Source organism: Rhizorhabdus sp. P4_G5 (genome assembly GCF_056401065.1).
On record NZ_JBFUKB010000003.1, the window covers coordinates 54275 to 69571 of the forward strand.

The window sequence follows — 15297 nt, forward strand, 5'->3', positions numbered from 1 at the left end:
GCCGGATCGCATGTGCGACATGCCTGCCCGAAGCGAGGAGAAAGCCGTGATTTCGAAACGCAAGCTGGGCCCGTTCCTGGTCAATCCGATCGGCCTTGGCTGCATGGTGCTGAGCCAGGGCTATGGCGACATCCCGGCGGCCGACTATGCCGAGCGCTTGCTCAACCAGGCTATCGATATCGGCTATGACTTTCTCGATACCGCCGCGATCTATGGCAATGGCCATAACGAGTCCCTGCTTGGCCGGGCGCTGAAGGGCCGGCGCGGGGAATTCACGCTCGCATCCAAGGCCGGCTTCAGCCTGGAACCTGGGGTCCGGGCCATCGACGGATCGCCGCAGTCGATCGCGCGCACGCTCGAGCGGAGTCTGGAGCTGCTCGGCTGCGAGCATATCGATCTCTATTATCTTCACCGTCCGGATCCCAAGGTGCCGATCGAAGAGTCGGTGGGGGCGCTGGTCCGCGCCGTCGAGGCCGGGAAAATCGGCGCGATCGGCCTGTCGGAGGTTTCGGCGGACCAGCTGCGGCGCGCGCACGCCGTCCATCCCATCGCCGCCCTCCAGACAGAATATTCGCTGTGGACCCGCAATCCCGAGATCGCCGTACTCGACGCATGCCGGGAACTGGGGACCGCCTTCGTCGCCTTCTCGCCGGTGGGCCGTGGCTTCCTGGGTGGCGCGCTCGGGGCAGGCCATGTCTTCGGCGCGAATGACATGCGCCCGGCGATGCCGCGGTTCCAGGAGCCGCATTATGATCGCAACCTCGCCTTGCTGGAGCGATTCCGCACCGCCGCCAGGACGATCGGCTGCACCCCGGCCCAGCTCGCCATCGCCTGGCTGCTACATCGCGACCCCGACCTGATCACGATCCCGGGCACCAAGAACATCGCCTATATGGAAGAGAATCTGGGCGCGGCCGATGTCCGCCTCACATCCGCTCAGATGGCCGACCTCGACACCATGATCAATCAGCGAACGGTATCGGGCGGTCGCTACGGAGCTATGATGCAGGCGACCGTAACAACCGAGGAGTTCGCCTGAACTGGCGCAGGCGAACGCCGGCGCCCGGGTTAATCAAGGTTCTTGATGAACGCGCGGATCGAGTCCGCGATCTCGGGCCGTTCCAGCGCGAGTGCGATGTTCGCCTGTATGAAGCCGGCATTGTCGCCGCAATCATGGCGATCGCCATCGAAGGTCAGCGCGTGGAAGGGCTGGACGCCGATCAGCTTGGCCATGGCGTCGGTCAGCTGGATCTCTCCGCCCGCGCCGCGTTCGCCCTTGTCGAGCAGATCGAAGATCTCGGGCTGGAGGATATAGCGGCCGACGCAGGCCAGGCGCGACGGGGCAGTCCCCGCCGCCGGCTTCTCGATCATGCGCTTCACCTCGGTGACGGGGCCCTCGGTCGTGCCGGGATCGACGATGCCATAGCGATGGGTATGGTCTTCGGGCACTTCGACGACGGCGATGACATTGCCGCCCTTGGCCTCATAGGTCTGCGCCATCTGTCGCAGGCAAGGCGATCCCGGATTCCATAGCAGCTCGTCCGGCAGCAGCACCGCGAACGGTTCGTCGCCGACCAGGTCTCGCGCGCAGCCGACGGCATGGCCGAGGCCGAGCATCTGCTGCTGACGCACGAATGCCGCCTTGCCGGGAGCCAGGCGGGTCTTCTGCATCATCTCGAAAATGGCGGTCTTGTTCTTGATGCTGAGATCATGCTCGACCTCGAAGGCGCTGTCGAAATAATCCTCGATCGCATATTTGTTGCGGCCGGTGACGAAGATCATCTGCTCGATGCCGGCCGCGCGTGCCTCGTCGACGGCATATTGGATCAGCGGCCGGTCAACGACCGGCAGCATCTCCTTGGGAACGGCCTTGGTAGCGGGAAGGAAACGGGTGCCGAAACCGGCGACGGGAAAAATGGCCTTACGGACGGGCTTCATGCGGTCTCCCTTTAGCGACTTCGATGCAGGCGGCGCTGCCGGAGCAAAAATCGCCTGGAGCGATTCAGATCCATGGCGGCAGCTTGTCGCCTGCTATCAGCACCTCGATCGGCTGCCTCTCCCTGACCACCGCCCACTGGTCGCCATGGACCAGGACTTCGGGGGTCAGCGCCCTCGAATTATAGGTGTTGGCCATCGTCGCGCCATAGGCACCCGCCGTCATGAAGGTGACGAGGTCGCCCGGTTCGACATGGTTCATAACCCGCTTCTTGGCGAATGTATCGCCGCTTTCACAGATGGGGCCGACGATGTTGGCCGTCATAGTGCCACCATTGGGCGTAACCCCGCGGATGTCGTGCCAGGCGTCGTATAGGCTGGGCCGCATCAGGTCGTTCATCGCGGCATCGACGATGACGAAGGGATCGGTGACGCCCTGCTTGACGCGAATCACGCGGCTGAGCAGCACGCCCGCATTGCCGACGATGACACGGCCGGGCTCGAACAGCAGCCGCACCTTCCAGCCGCGCGTCACCTCGCCCACCATCGCACCATAGGTTGCGGGCAGCGGCGGGATCGGCTTGGCGGGATCATAGGGCACGCCCAGCCCGCCGCCCAGATCGGCGGTGGCGATGGCATGGCCGGCGGCGCGCAGCTCGGCGATCAGCGCGCCGATCTTCTCGAAGGCGGCACGCGATGGGCCGAGATCGGTCAGCTGGCTGCCGATATGGACGGCCACGCCACGAATCTCCAGGCCCGGCAGCTCGGCCGCGCGGGCATAGGCTCGGAGCGCGCGATCATAGGCGACGCCGAATTTGTCCTCCGAGCCGCCGGTCGAGATCTTGGCATGGGTGCCGGCGACGACATTTGGGTTGATGCGGAAGGCGATCGGCGCCTTCACCCCCATCGCCGTCGCGACCTCGGACAGCATCTCGGCTTCGGGTTCGGACTCGATGTTGAACTGGAAGATGCCTTCGCCAAGCGCGAGCCGCATCTCTTCAGCGGTCTTGCCGACGCCCGAGAACACGATCCTGCCTGCCGGCACGCCGGCGGCGCGGGCGCGCAGCAGTTCCCCGCTCGACACGACATCGGCGCCGAGCCCGGCGCGCGCCATCGTCGCGAGAACCGCGCGGTTTGGATTGGCCTTTACCGCAAAGGCGATGAGCGGCCCCTCGGGGCCGGACTCCACCTCGGCCAACGCTGCCTTGAAGACCGCGACGTGGCGCTCGATCGTCGCCGTCGAATATACGTAGACGGGCGTACCGACGGCATCGGCGATCGCCGGCAGGGGCACGTCTTCGGCGTGGAGGACGCCGTCCTTGATGTTGAAATGGTCCATGGGAGTCCTGTTATTCCCGTCATCCCAGCCAAAGCCGGGATCTCAGGAGAGCATGGCAAGGCCTGATGCGGTCGCTGACGGCCGCGATCACCCCGGAGGCGGCAGGTTGAAGCGATCGTCCGGGCGTTCCTCCGAGCGGCGCAGCACGTCGTCGCTGCGGCCGGGGCGCGTCTCGACCGGCGGCGTCAGCAGCTGGTCGACGCTCGGCTGCGCGGCCGCGGTCGCCGGTTTGGGCGGCAATGCCTGGCCACCGGCGGGGTGCAGCGCATCGCGCTTGCCGCAGGCGGCCAAGCTGAGCAGCGCCAGCGCGGCGAGGATCGTGCGGGTCTTCATTCGCGGTCCAATCCCAATGCCGCCCGGGCCTCGGCTATGCGCGCGCGGACCTGTTCGGGGGCGGTACCGCCATGGCTCGCGCGGCTTGCCACCGATGCGTCGACCGACAGCGCCGCATATACGCGGTCGTCGATCCGGGCGTCTATCGCCCGCAGCGCCTCGATCGGCAATTTGTCGAGCGCCAGCCCTTCGCGCTCGGCCAGCTTCACCGCGGTCCCGGTGATGTGGTGCGCCTCACGGAAGGGGATGTCGGCGACCCGCACCAGCCAGTCGGCCAGGTCGGTCGCGGTCGAGAAGCCCGCTTCGGCGGCGGCGCGCAGCCGCGGCACGACGAACTCGCAGGTCTCGATCATTCCGGTCATCGCCGCGATCGACAGCGCGAGCAGGTCGTGCGCTTCGAACACCGGCGGTTTGTCGTCCTGCATGTCCTTCGAATAGGCGAGCGGCAGGCCCTTCATCGTCATCACCAGCGCCGTCATGCAGCCGGCGATGCGGCCGGAATGGCCGCGCACGAGCTCGGCTGCGTCGGGATTGCGCTTCTGCGGCATGATCGACGAGCCGGTCGAGTAGCTGTCGGGCAGCTTGACGAAGCCATAGGGCTGGCTGGCCCAGATGATGAACTCCTCGGCCAGCCGTGACAGGTGCAGGCTCAGCTGGGTTGCCGCCATCAGGTAATCGAGCGCGAAATCGCGGTCGGACACCGAATCGAGCGAATTGGCGGTGGGGCCGTCGAAGCCGAGCGCCTTGGCCGTCATCTCGCGGTCGATCGGAAAGCCGGTACCGGCCAGCGCGGCCGCGCCGAGCGGCGAGCGATTGAGCCGCGCGCGGGCATCGGCGAAGCGGCTGCGGTCGCGCGACACCATCTCATAATAGGCCATCAAATGGTGGCCGAGGGTGACGGGCTGGGCAACCTGCAGATGGGTGAAGCCCGGCATCACGCTGGCGGTATGCTCGCCGGCGCGGGTGACCAGCGCCGCCTGCAGCGCGGCTAGCCCGGCGTCGACCGCGTCGATGGCGTCGCGCACCCACAGCTTGAAGTCGGTCGCCACCTGGTCGTTGCGCGAACGCGCGGTGTGAAGCCGGCCGGCGGGCGCGCCGATCAGTTCTGCAAGCCGCCCCTCGGTCGCCATGTGGATGTCTTCGAGGGCCAGGTCGACCGGCACGCCCTCGGTGCGATATTCCTCGGCGATCCTGTCCAGCCCGCCGGAGATTGCGGCGGCATCGGCTTCGCTGACGATCTTCTGTCGGGCGAGCATGGCGACATGCGCCTTTGACCCGGCGATGTCCTGCTGCCAAAGCCGCTTGTCGAAGGGTATCGAAGCGTTAATCTCGCGCATCACCGCGGCGGGCCCTTCAGCGAAGCGCCCTCCCCACATCTTGTTGGAGTTATCCGTGCGGCCGTTGATCGCCTGTCTCCTCGCATTGGCGCTGGCCGCCTGCGATAGTAAACCGCAAAGCCCCCCGCAAGGCGGGGTGCCCGCTGAATCGGTCGGCAGGGTCGATATATCGCAGCGCGGCAAGGAAATGCCCGCGATTCCGTTCAGCGCCCCCGGCGGCGGACCGGCGACTCTCACCCAGTTTCGCGGCAAGCCGCTGATGGTCAACCTCTGGGCGACCTGGTGCGCGCCGTGCATTGCGGAGATGCCGGCGCTCGATGTGATCGCCGCGAAGGAGGCGGACCGCTTTCGCCTGATCACGGTCAGCCAGGACCTGGAGGGCGCCAAGGTGATCGCGCCCTTCTTCCAGAAAAAGGGGTTCAAGGCGCTTTCGCAATATGCCGACCAGCAGAATGTGCTGATGACCGCGTTCGGTACCGAAACCTTGCCGACGACGATATTCTTCGATGCCCGGGGCAAGGAGCTGTGGCGGGTCTATGGCGCGATGGACTGGAACGGCGCGCCGGCGAAGAAGCTGATCGATGATGGCGTGGGAGCGGGACGCTGAAGGGCCGCCGCTATTGCGTCGTTGTCCCGCGGGTGGCCGCTTGGGCCGACAACCAGGCTTCGGCGCTATCCACCGAGAGGAATGATTTCATCCGATCGTCAGATGTCAATCGATCGGTTTGCATCTTCGCCAGCATCGAGCCCAGCACGATCGCATAGCGATCATCGGGGCCTTCGAGCACTTCATCGGGTGATTTGAAGCGGCTCATGGTGGCAGTCGGCTGTACCAGAGACTCGCGCGCATCGACGAGAAACCGGAAGGATCCGAACCTGCGGCGAGCCGTGGAGGCGTTGGCGACCAGCTCTGCGGTGAGCCTGTCGGCCTCTTCGACCGACAGGATGCCCGAGATTGCCATACATACGAGCCGCTTTTGCTCGTCGGTTCTAAATGCGAACATTCGCCCTCTCCTTGCTTAAGGCTTAGGCCGGAAAGATTTACATAATGCTTACGCCATCGGCCGTTTGCGTCGGCGGCTCCGGTGTCGGCCCGCCGGCTCGCCCGGCTGCCAGACATCAAGAAGCGGTTGAATAACGATTCCACCACGCCATCTTGTCGTCATGAGCCAGCGTCAACCCAGCCTCTATATCCCGCATGGCGGCGGTCCCTGTTTTTTCATGGACGATCCCGCCGGACTCTGGACCCGGATGGCGGCGTTCCTGCGCGGCCTGCCGGGGCTGCTGCCGGAACGGCCCAAGGCGATCCTGATCGTCTCGGGGCATTGGGAAACCGACGGCTTCCGGTTCACCGCCGCCACGCGGCCTTCGCTGATCTTCGATTATAGTGGCTTTCCGCCGCACACCTATGAACTGCGCTACGATGTGCCCGGCGATCCGGCGCTGGCCGAGCGCGCGGCGGGGTTGCTGCGGGCGGGAGGATATGACTCGGCCATCGATCCGGACCGCGGCCTCGATCATGGCGTGTTCGTGCCGCTGAAGGTCGCCTTCCCGGAAGCCGACGTGCCCGTGGTGGAGATGTCGCTCGACATGCGGCTTGATCCTGTCCTCGCCTATCGCGCCGGGCGTGCGCTCCGGCCGCTGCGCGATGAGGGGGTACTGATCCTGGGCGCGGGCATGAGTTTTCACAACCTGTCGGCGTATCGCCGCGCCGAAGCGGCCGAGCCGTCGCTGGTCTTCGACGACTGGCTGAGCGCTGTCGTCGAGGGCGCGCCGGCCGATCGCGAGGCAGGCCTTGGCGGGTGGGTCAATGCTCCGGCGGCGCGCCTCGCCCACCCGCGCGAGGAGCATCTGCTGCCGCTGATGGTCGCGGCCGGCGCGTCGGACGGCCCCGGCCAGCGTGTCTATGGGGATATGGTCGCGGACACGATGATCTCAGGATTCCGCTTCGATTGACGGCAGGTGAAATGGCTCGTTGAGCCGTTCGCGCCGCTTCTGTTGCCGCCGGCGCCAAAGCAGCCAGAGCAGGAAGCAGGTCCCGGGGATCGGAAAGGCGATCATCAGCTCGGTCTTGTAGGGCGCGAGCGCGGCCAGCATATGATCCACCGCCGGACCGAACATGAAGCCGATGGTGGTGAACACCGCCGACCAGAGGATGCAGGCCAGCGCATTGAGCGCGGCGAAGCGCCGGAGCGGAATAGAGGTCAGCCCGATCGCGATGGGGCTCACCGTGCGCAATCCGTAGAGGAAGCGGAAGATCAGGATATAGGCGGTGGGATAGCGCTCGATGAAGCCGACCGCCCGCGCGAAGGCGGGCTTCTGGCGGGCATGGGTGACGAAGGGCCGGTCCCTGAAGCGGCGGCCGACCTGGAAGAACAGCTCGTCGGCGAAGAAGGCGCCGAAGGCGGTGGCGAGGAATGCGGCCCAGGCCGGAAAGATGCCGCGATGCGCCATCACCCCGCCGGCGATCGCGGCGGTTTCGCCTTCGAAGCCCGCGCCCAGCGCGATGGCCCAGGGGCCGATGTCCTGCACGAGCTGACCGAAACCCATATGTCCGTAATGCCCGATGCGAGGGAGGTGCTGCGCCTGAAGCGCGAGCCGACATAGCGGCTCCGGCCGGCCACGTCATCCCGGCGCGGGCCCGCCTGTCGATGAAGCGCCTAGAGCATGATCGTTTGACGTGGAAGCGCGTTGCGCTTCCGCCGAAAGCGTGAATCATGCTCTGTCAAAGGTCTGGTGAGCTTTAGAGTGATTTCGAGGCAGATGGAGTCATCTGCCGGCTCGGAAATCACGGAAAACGGACAAAATCTAGACTCGATCCGGTTCAATCTGAATTGGATCGAGTCTAGCCCGGCTCGCGCTGGTTGAAGACCGACCAGCCGGTTGCCACTGCGAGGCGTTCCAGCGCCAGCGACCCCAGTGTGGAATTGCCGCGGTCGTTCAGCCCCGGCGACCAGACGGCGATCGAGGCGACGCCGGGCACCACCGTCAATATTCCGCCGCCGACGCCCGACTTGCCCGGAATGCCGACGCGGAAGGCGAACTCGCCCGAGCCGTCATAATGGCCGCACAGCATCATCAGCGCGTTGATCCGGCGCGCGCGCATCGGCGACACGACGTTGAAGCCCGTATCGGGATGCTGGCCTTCGAGCATCAGGTAGCGGCCGGCCATCGCCAGCTGCTTGCAATTCATCGCCAGCGCGCATTGGTGAAAATAGACGCCCAGCACCTGATCGACCGGATGGTGGAGATTGCCGAAGGCCCGCATGTAATTGGCGAGCGCGGCGTTGCGGAAGCCGGTGTCGGCTTCGCCCTGCGCCACTTCATTGTCGATGGTGATGCTGTCGTCACCACTGACCTCACGCATGAAGCGCAATATCTCGGCGATGGCTTCCTTGGGCTCGTGCCCGGCCAGCACCACGTCCGACACGACGATCGCGCCGGCGTTGATGAAGGGATTGCGCGGAATGCCATGCTCGGCCTCGAGCTGGACGATCGAATTGAAGGCGTTGCCCGACGGCTCGCGGCCGACCCGCTTCCACAGCGCGTCGCCGACCTTGCCCAGCGCCATCGTCAGCGCGAACACCTTCGATACCGACTGGATCGAGAAGGACATGTCGGCGTCGCCGGCCGCATGCATTCTGCCATCATGGGTGGCGATGGCGATCCCGAAATGCTTGGGATCGACCCGGGCGAGGCCGGGAATATAGTCGGCGACCTTGCCGCGATCCTCATGGGCCGCCATTTCATCGGCGATGCGACGGACGAGCGCATCCAGATCGGGAGCGACCGTCAGCGGCATGTCAGTCCCTCCCCCCCGGTGGAAACAGCTATTCTCGTGGCGCCGCGGCGTCAGACCCGCATCGGCATGAGGACGTAGAGCGCGGACGCCTTGTCGTTTTCGCGGATCAGCGTCGGCGCTGCGGCGTCGGCCAAATGGACCTCGACCGTGTCGCCTTCGATCTGCCCGAGGATATCGAGCAGGTAGCGCGCGTTGAAGCCGATCTCGAAGCCCGTGGCGCTATAGTCGCCGGAGACTTCCTCGGCGGCGGTGCCGTTTTCGGGGCTGGTCACCGACAGCGTGATCTTGTCTCGGTCGAGCGCCATCTTGACGGCGCGGGTCTTCTCCGACGCGATCGTGGCGACGCGGTCGACGCCCTCCATGAAGCTCTTCGGATCGAGCTTGAGCAGCTTGTCGTTGGCGGTCGGGATCACCCGGTTATAATCGGGAAAGGTGCCGTCGATCAGCTTGGAGGTCAGGATCGCGGTGCCGAGGCCGAAGCGGATCTTGGTCGACGACAGCGAGATGTCGACCGAGCCGTCGACCTCGTCGAGCAGCTTGCGCAGCTCGCCCACGCATTTCCGCGGGATGATGATGTCGGGCATCCCCTCCGCGCCGTCGGGGCGGGCGATGGTGACGCGGGCGAGGCGGTGCCCATCGGTGGCCGCTGCCTTGAGCACCGGCGCGACGCCGTCGTCCTGGACGTGGAAGAAGATGCCGTTGAGATAATAGCGGGTCTCTTCGGTCGAGATCGCGAAGCGCGTCTTGTCGATCAGCTGCTTGAGCGTCTCGGCGGGCAGCTCGAACTTCGTCGGCAGCTCGCCTTCGGCGATCATCGGGAAATCGTCCTTCGGCAGCGTCTGCAGGTTGAACCGCGCGCGGCCGGCGACGACCAACATCTTGCCATCGGCGGCGGACAGCTGGACCTGGCTGCCCTCCGGCAGCTTGCGGGCGATGTCGAACAGCGTGTGCGCCGATACGGTGATCGCGCCCGGCTGGTCGATCGCGGCCGCCACCACCTCGACGATCTGCAGATCGAGGTCGGTCGCCATCAGCCTGAGCGTGCCTTCGGCGGTCGCCTCGATCAGGACGTTGGACAGGATGGGAATCGTATTGCGGCGTTCGACCACCGACTGGACATGCCCCAGGCTTTTCAGAAGCGTCGCGCGTTCGATCGTTGCCTTCATGGATTGCCCCGGCATCCCCGCTGTTCAAATGGAACCCGGTTATAGCGCGGCTTTGCCGCCTCGCCAGTGCAAAGGTGCGATTGGCCGGGGATAAATCCCGTTCGTCCGCGCCGCTGGCGCCGCAGACACGAAAAAGGGCCGGATCTCCCGCGATCCGGCCCTTCCTCGGCGGCTCGCGCCTCCGATCAGAAGCGGAAGCCGAAGCCGCCGACGACCTGGTTGCGCGAGAAGCCATTCTCATAGTTGGAATAGCGATATTCGGCCTTCACGAAGGCGTTGGTGCCGAGCGCATATTCCGCACCTGCGCCGACGCGGACGCCGTCGAGGTTGGTCTTGCCCAAGGTGGTGCGGGTGGTGCCGTCATTGGCGGTCAGCTTGGCCTGGGCGTTGGTATAGCCGGCCTTTGCGTAAAGCAGCGTCTTGCCGCCAACGACAGTGCCGATGCGGCCGCCGACATAGAGGTCGCGGCCCGCCTTGGCGCAGATGCGCGGATCCGCGACGGTCGTGGAACCGGCGCAGGTGCGAACGTCCGAATCCGAAGCTTCCGCCTCGACGCCGACCAGGCCCATCCCTGTCTGGAAATCATAGCCGGCACCCAATCCATAGTGGACGCCGTCATCATGCCCGTTGTTGGACACGCGGTCCCAGCCGGCAAGGCCTTCGACGCGGGCTCCGGTGAAGGGCGCCTTGTCCTGGGCAAGGGCGGGGGCTGCTGCGCTGGCCGCGAAGAGGGCGGCGACAACGATGCTACGCATTGTATAACTCCATCTATAACCTCGTCCCCGGAAAGATGTTGGGGACGTGGGGGGCCTAGTGCACGAACCCGAAGGCGGTTGCATGAACCTCACATAAACAACGAAAAATGTTGCATTTCTGCCACTTTCGAAAGGTTGGGGTTGACAAGAATCGGGGTCCGGATTTGGGGGCTGCTTTGCCTGCCGCTGCTCGTTTCGGCCGCGCCGCCGGGCCGGGTCGCGCTAGGAATTTTTTCCGGCTGGGGCGCCTTTCGCGACGCCGAGCCGCCGCGCTGCTATGCGATCGCGGCCCCCGAACGGCGCGGTGGCGGCCACTGGCAGAGCTTCGCCTCGGTCGCAATCTGGCCGCGCCAGCACGTCAACGGGCAGGTCCATTTCCGCCTGCGCGAGCCGCGGGCGCGCAACAGCCCGATCCGCCTGATCTTCGGCGACAGGAGCTTCCCGCTGGTGGCGGCAAGCCTCGATGCCTGGGCGCCCGACCCGCGCGCCGACGCCGCGATCATCGCGGCGATGCGCAGCGGGACGTCGATGCGGGTGGCGTGGGTGTCGAAGGAAGGCCGCGACCGATCCGACGGCTACCTGCTCAAGGGCGTCGCGACCGCGATCGACGCGGCGGCGATTGGCTGCGCGCGGCGCTGAACTTCCTCTCCCGCGGGCGGAGGGTTGAAGGTCACTCCCGCATCGCCACCGCCGCCAGCGCATCGGCCTCGATCAGCAGCACGTCGTCGGCCAGCCCCTGCGCCACCGTCTCGCGGCCGATCAGCACCAGCACCGGCACCGCCAGCGGGGAGACGCGATCGAGCTTCACATGTACGATCTTTTCCGCCGCGCGCTCGATCAGCGCGCCGAGCCGCCCGACATCGGTCATCTTGGCGCGGGCATCGGCCCAGGCGGCATCGAGCAGCAGATGGTCGGGCTCGTAGCGGCGCAGCACGTCGTAGATAAGGTCGGTCGAGAAGGTGACCTGCCGGCCCGACTTCTTCTTGCCGGGATGCTGGCGCTCGACCAGCCCCCCGATCACCGCCACCTCGCGGAAGGCGCGCTTGAGCAGCGCCGAGCGCTCGACCCAGTCGACGAACTCCTCCTCCAATATGTCCGCGGAGAACAGGCCGGCAGGATCGGCGACAGGTTCGAGCGAATAGGTGGCGATCGCATAGTCGCTCGACACGAAGCCGAGCGGCGACAGGCCCATGCTCTCCATCCGGCGGGTCAGCAGCATGCCGAGCGACTGGTGCGCGTTCCAGCCCTCGAAGCTGTAGATCACCATATAATGCCGCTTTTCGTGCGGGAAGGTCTCGACCAGCAGCTCGTCGGGAGCGGGCAGGCGCGAGCGACGGCCCTGCACTTCGAGCCATTCGCGGACATCGTCGGGGAATCGCGGCCATTGCGATGGATCGTGGAGGTAGGCACGCACCCTATCGGCGAGATGGGTCGAGATCGGCATCCGGGCGCCGCCATAGGTAGGGATGCGCGCGGGCTTCGACGTGGCGCGGACGATCAGGTCGGTGAGGTCGATCTTCAGCACCTCGAGCGCCAGGCCCATGAAGAAGAAACAGTCGCCGGGCGACAGGGTGACGCCGAACCCCTCCTCGACCTTGCCGAGCGAGCGGCCGTTCTTGAAGCGGACGTCGAGCATCGGCGCCTCGACGATGATGCCGGCGTTGAGCCGGTGCTGGTGTGCGAAATTGGGGTGGCTGATCCGCCACAGCCCGTCGGGCGTGCGGGTCAGCCGGCGATATTTGTCGTAGGCCTTAAGCGCATAGCCGCCATTGGCGATATAGGTGAGGACCCGGTCGAACTGATCCTGGCCCAGGATTGCATAGGGCGCGGCGCGGTTGACCTCGGCGAGCATGTCCTCCGCTCGGAACGGTCCGGCGCAGGCTACCGCCATCACATGCTGGGCGAGCACGTCGAGGCTGCCGGCGCGGAACGGCTCATTGTCGAGATCGCCCGCCTCGATCGCGTCGAGGGCGGCCCGACCCTCGAGATACTCGAAGCGGTTGCCGGGCACGATCACCGCCTCGCTCGGTTCGTCGAGCCGGTGGTTGGCGCGGCCGATCCGCTGCAGCAGCCGCGACGCGCCCTTGGGCGCGCCCATCTGGATGACGAGATCGACATCGCCCCAGTCGACGCCGAGATCGAGGCTGGCGGTGGCGACCAGTGCGCGCAGCCGTCCCTCCGCCATCGCCGCCTCGACCTTGCGGCGCGCCTCCTTCGACAGCGAGCCATGGTGGATGCCGATCGGCAGCCCCATCGCATTGGCCTTCCACAGGTCCTGGAAGATCAGCTCGGCGAGGCTGCGGGTGTTGCAGAAGATGATCGTCGTCTTGTGGGTCTCGATCTCGGCCATCACCTGCTCGGCGGCATAGCGCCCGGAATGGCCGGCCCAGGGGATGCGCCCTTCCGGGATGAGGATGTCAATCCGGGGCGGGGCGCCGGGCTCGCCCTCGACCAGCGCTACCTGCTCATAATCGCCATCGCCCGACAGCCAGCCGCGATAGGCATCGACATCGGCGATGGTGGCGGAGAGCGCGACCCGGCGCATGTCGGGCGCCAGCGTCGAGATCCGGGCGATCGCCAGCGCGAGCAGGTCGCCGCGCTTGGTCGTGGCGAAGGCGTGGACCTCGTCGATCACGATCGTCTTCAAGGTCGCGAACAGCGCCGCGCTCTCCGGATAGGAGAGCAGCAGGCTCAGCGATTCGGGGGTCGTCAGCAGGATCTGCGGCGGCTTTACCCGCTGCCGCGCCTTGCGGTCGGCGGGCGTGTCGCCGGTGCGGGTCTCGACCCGGATATCGAGCCCCATCTCCTCGATCGGCGTCAGCAGGTTGCGCTGGACGTCGACCGCGAGCGCCTTGAGCGGCGAGACATAGAGGCTGTGCAGCCCTTCCTGTGGAGTTTCGATCAGCTCCGCGAGCGTGGGCAGGAAACCGGCGAGCGTCTTGCCCGATCCGGTCGGCGCGACGAGCAGCGCATCACGGCCTTCCCTGGCGGCGGCGAGCATGTCGAGCTGATGCCGGCGCGGGCCCCAGCCTTTCGCGGCAAACCAGTTTTCCAGCGGCTGGGGCAGATCAGCCATGCGTACCCATCAAGTCCGTCACCCTGAACTTGTTTCAGGGTCCACTCTTCCGCTTGGCGAATCGCTCTCGCCGATGAGTGGATGCTGAAACGAGTTCAGCATGACGGCATAAAGAGGCGGGATGGGCTCAATGCCCCGCCTGCGGGCCGCGTTCCAAGCCAGATGCCGCGAGCTGCTCGTCGATCATCGCGAGCAGCCGGTCGAGCGCCGGCTGGTCCTTCGCCTCGGCGCGGGCGACGAGCACGTCCTGGGTGTTCGAGGCGCGCAGCAGCCACCAGCCATCGGGCGTGTTGACCCGCGCGCCGTCGGTGCGATCGACGGTCGCGCCGCTGGCTTCGAGGCGTTCGAGCACCTCGTCGATCACCTTGAACTTGCGGCTCTCGTCGACCTGGAAGCGCAGCTCGGGCGTGTTGACGAGCTTCGGCATCTTGTCCTTGAGCGCTGTCAGCGATCCGCCGAGCTGGCTCACCGCCTCGATCAGGCGCACCGCCGAATAGAGCGCGTCGTCGAAGCCGTACCAGCGATGCTTGAAGAAGATATGGCCGGACATCTCGCCGGCCAGCGGACTGCCGGTCTCGGCCATCTTGACCTTGATCAGGCTGTGTCCGGTCTTCCACATGCAGGGCGTGCCGCCCAGCTCGGCAACGCGGTCGAACAGCGCCTGGCTGGCCTTCACGTCGGCGATGATCGTGCCGCCGGGCACGTCCTGCAGCACCGGTTCGGCTAGGATCGAGAGGATCTGGTCGCCCCACACCACCCGGCCCTGCCCGTCGACCGCGCCGATCCGGTCGGCGTCGCCGTCGAAGGCGATGCCGAAGTCGAGGCCCTTGTCGGCGACGAGCTTCTTCAGGTCCGCGAGATTCTTTTCCTCGGTCGGATCGGGATGATGGTTCGGGAAGCGGCCGTCGATCTCGGCATAGAGGACATGGTGATCGCCGGGAATGCGGCGGACCAGCTTCTCCAGGATGCGCCCGCCCGCGCCATTGCCATTGTCCCAGCCGATCCTGAACGCGCTGCCGCTGAAATCCTGCACCAGCCGGTCGACATAGAGATCCTCGACAAAGGCGTCGCTGACCGTGCCTTCGCCCTCTTCCCAGTCGCGGTCGGCCGCCATCTGCCCGATCGACTGGATCTGCCCGGCGAAGAAGGGCTTGTGGTGGAGCACCATCTTGAAACCGTTATAGTCGGCCGGGTTGTGGCTGCCGGTGATCTGGATGCCGCCGTCGACCTCGAGCGTCGCTTCGGCGAAATAGAGCATGGGGGTGGGGCCGAGGCCGATGCGGACGACGTCCACGCCGCTCTCGGTCAGTCCGCGCACCAGTTCGTCGCGCAGCGCCTCGGACGAGACCCGCCCGTCCCAGCCGACCGCGACGCGGGTGCCGCCGGCGCGGCGGACATGGCTGGCGAAGCCGCGGCCGATCGCATAGGCATCGGCGGTTCCCAGCGTCGTCCCCACGATCCCGCGAATGTCATATTCGCGCAGCGAGGTCGGGTCGAAGCGATGGGTCAAATTGGCCTCCATATAGGGAAAAAGGGCGAGCCGAGTGGCGGCGG

The 15297-nt window shown here is 66.2% G+C and carries 15 protein-coding genes; 4 read left to right on the forward strand and 11 right to left on the reverse strand.

What is annotated here, in order from left to right; translation table 11 throughout:
• The first annotated feature begins 19 nt into the window (after positions 1-19).
• Positions 20-1039 carry an aldo/keto reductase gene (locus tag AC1DQK_RS04585; protein ID WP_477869223.1) on the forward strand — a complete coding sequence of 340 codons (1020 nt, stop codon included), beginning with the start codon at positions 20-22 and terminating at the stop codon, positions 1037-1039.
• A 29-nt stretch (positions 1040-1068) separates the two neighbouring features.
• Here the strand turns inward: AC1DQK_RS04585 and galU are convergent, their stop codons facing one another.
• From galU to argH, 4 genes are all read right to left on the reverse strand, one after another.
• Positions 1069-1938 carry a UTP--glucose-1-phosphate uridylyltransferase GalU gene (galU, locus tag AC1DQK_RS04590; protein ID WP_477867877.1) on the reverse strand — a complete coding sequence of 290 codons (870 nt, stop codon included), beginning with the start codon at positions 1936-1938 and terminating at the stop codon, positions 1069-1071.
• A gap of 64 nt (positions 1939-2002) precedes the next feature.
• Positions 2003-3274 (reverse strand): diaminopimelate decarboxylase, encoded by a 1272-nt coding sequence (lysA, locus tag AC1DQK_RS04595; RefSeq protein WP_477867879.1) that lies wholly within the window; start codon positions 3272-3274, stop codon positions 2003-2005.
• Between the two features lie 87 nt (positions 3275-3361).
• Positions 3362-3607, reverse strand: coding sequence for a hypothetical protein (locus tag AC1DQK_RS04600; RefSeq protein WP_477867881.1), 246 nt, complete (start codon positions 3605-3607; stop codon positions 3362-3364).
• Complete coding sequence (gene argH, locus AC1DQK_RS04605; protein WP_477867883.1) at positions 3604-4983, reverse strand: argininosuccinate lyase; 1380 nt, start codon at positions 4981-4983, stop codon at positions 3604-3606. The genes AC1DQK_RS04600 and argH overlap by 4 nt, the downstream gene beginning before the upstream one ends.
• 97 nt (positions 4984-5080) lie before the next feature.
• Here argH and AC1DQK_RS04610 point away from each other — a divergent pair, with 97 nt between their 5' ends.
• Positions 5081-5551, forward strand: coding sequence for a TlpA family protein disulfide reductase (locus tag AC1DQK_RS04610; RefSeq protein WP_477867885.1), 471 nt, complete (start codon positions 5081-5083; stop codon positions 5549-5551).
• 10 nt (positions 5552-5561) lie between these two features.
• On the opposite strand, the gene AC1DQK_RS04615 is transcribed toward AC1DQK_RS04610, so the two are convergent.
• Positions 5562-5948, reverse strand: coding sequence for a hypothetical protein (locus AC1DQK_RS04615; RefSeq protein WP_477867887.1), 387 nt, complete (start codon positions 5946-5948; stop codon positions 5562-5564).
• A gap of 160 nt (positions 5949-6108) precedes the next feature.
• On the opposite strand from AC1DQK_RS04615, the gene AC1DQK_RS04620 reads away from it, so the two are divergent.
• Positions 6109-6900, forward strand: a complete 792-nt coding sequence (locus tag AC1DQK_RS04620) for a DODA-type extradiol aromatic ring-opening family dioxygenase (protein ID WP_477867889.1) — start codon at positions 6109-6111, stop codon at positions 6898-6900.
• Here AC1DQK_RS04620 and AC1DQK_RS04625 read toward each other — a convergent pair.
• The 4 genes from AC1DQK_RS04625 to AC1DQK_RS04640 all read right to left on the reverse strand — a co-directional run bounded on the left by AC1DQK_RS04625 (position 6880) and on the right by AC1DQK_RS04640 (position 10667).
• A complete protein-coding gene (locus AC1DQK_RS04625) occupies positions 6880-7494 on the reverse strand; it encodes a DedA family protein (RefSeq protein WP_477867891.1) in 615 nt (204 codons plus the stop codon). The genes AC1DQK_RS04620 and AC1DQK_RS04625 overlap by 21 nt on opposite strands.
• Before the next feature lie 295 nt (positions 7495-7789).
• Positions 7790-8746, reverse strand: coding sequence for a glutaminase (locus tag AC1DQK_RS04630; protein WP_477867893.1), 957 nt, complete (start codon positions 8744-8746; stop codon positions 7790-7792).
• A 50-nt stretch (positions 8747-8796) separates the two neighbouring features.
• Positions 8797-9912, reverse strand: coding sequence for a DNA polymerase III subunit beta (gene dnaN / locus AC1DQK_RS04635; RefSeq protein ID WP_477867895.1), 1116 nt, complete (start codon positions 9910-9912; stop codon positions 8797-8799).
• Between the two features lie 185 nt (positions 9913-10097).
• Entirely contained in the window at positions 10098-10667 is a 570-nt protein-coding gene (locus tag AC1DQK_RS04640) for an outer membrane protein (protein WP_477867897.1), read from the reverse strand.
• Positions 10668-10808: 141 nt separating this feature from the next.
• Between AC1DQK_RS04640 and AC1DQK_RS04645 the strand changes: the two genes are divergently transcribed.
• Entirely contained in the window at positions 10809-11306 is a 498-nt protein-coding gene (locus AC1DQK_RS04645; RefSeq protein ID WP_477867899.1) for a hypothetical protein, read from the forward strand.
• A 31-nt stretch (positions 11307-11337) separates the two neighbouring features.
• On the opposite strand, the gene AC1DQK_RS04650 is transcribed toward AC1DQK_RS04645, so the two are convergent.
• Together AC1DQK_RS04650 and pgmG are read right to left on the reverse strand one after the other, a co-directional pair.
• Positions 11338-13743: a ligase-associated DNA damage response DEXH box helicase gene (locus AC1DQK_RS04650; RefSeq protein WP_477867901.1), complete on the reverse strand. Its 2406-nt coding sequence runs from the start codon at positions 13741-13743 to the stop codon at positions 11338-11340.
• Between the two features lie 127 nt (positions 13744-13870).
• Positions 13871-15253 carry a phosphoglucomutase/phosphomannomutase PgmG gene (pgmG, locus tag AC1DQK_RS04655; protein WP_477867903.1) on the reverse strand — a complete coding sequence of 461 codons (1383 nt, stop codon included), beginning with the start codon at positions 15251-15253 and terminating at the stop codon, positions 13871-13873.
• Positions 15254-15297 lie beyond the last annotated feature (44 nt).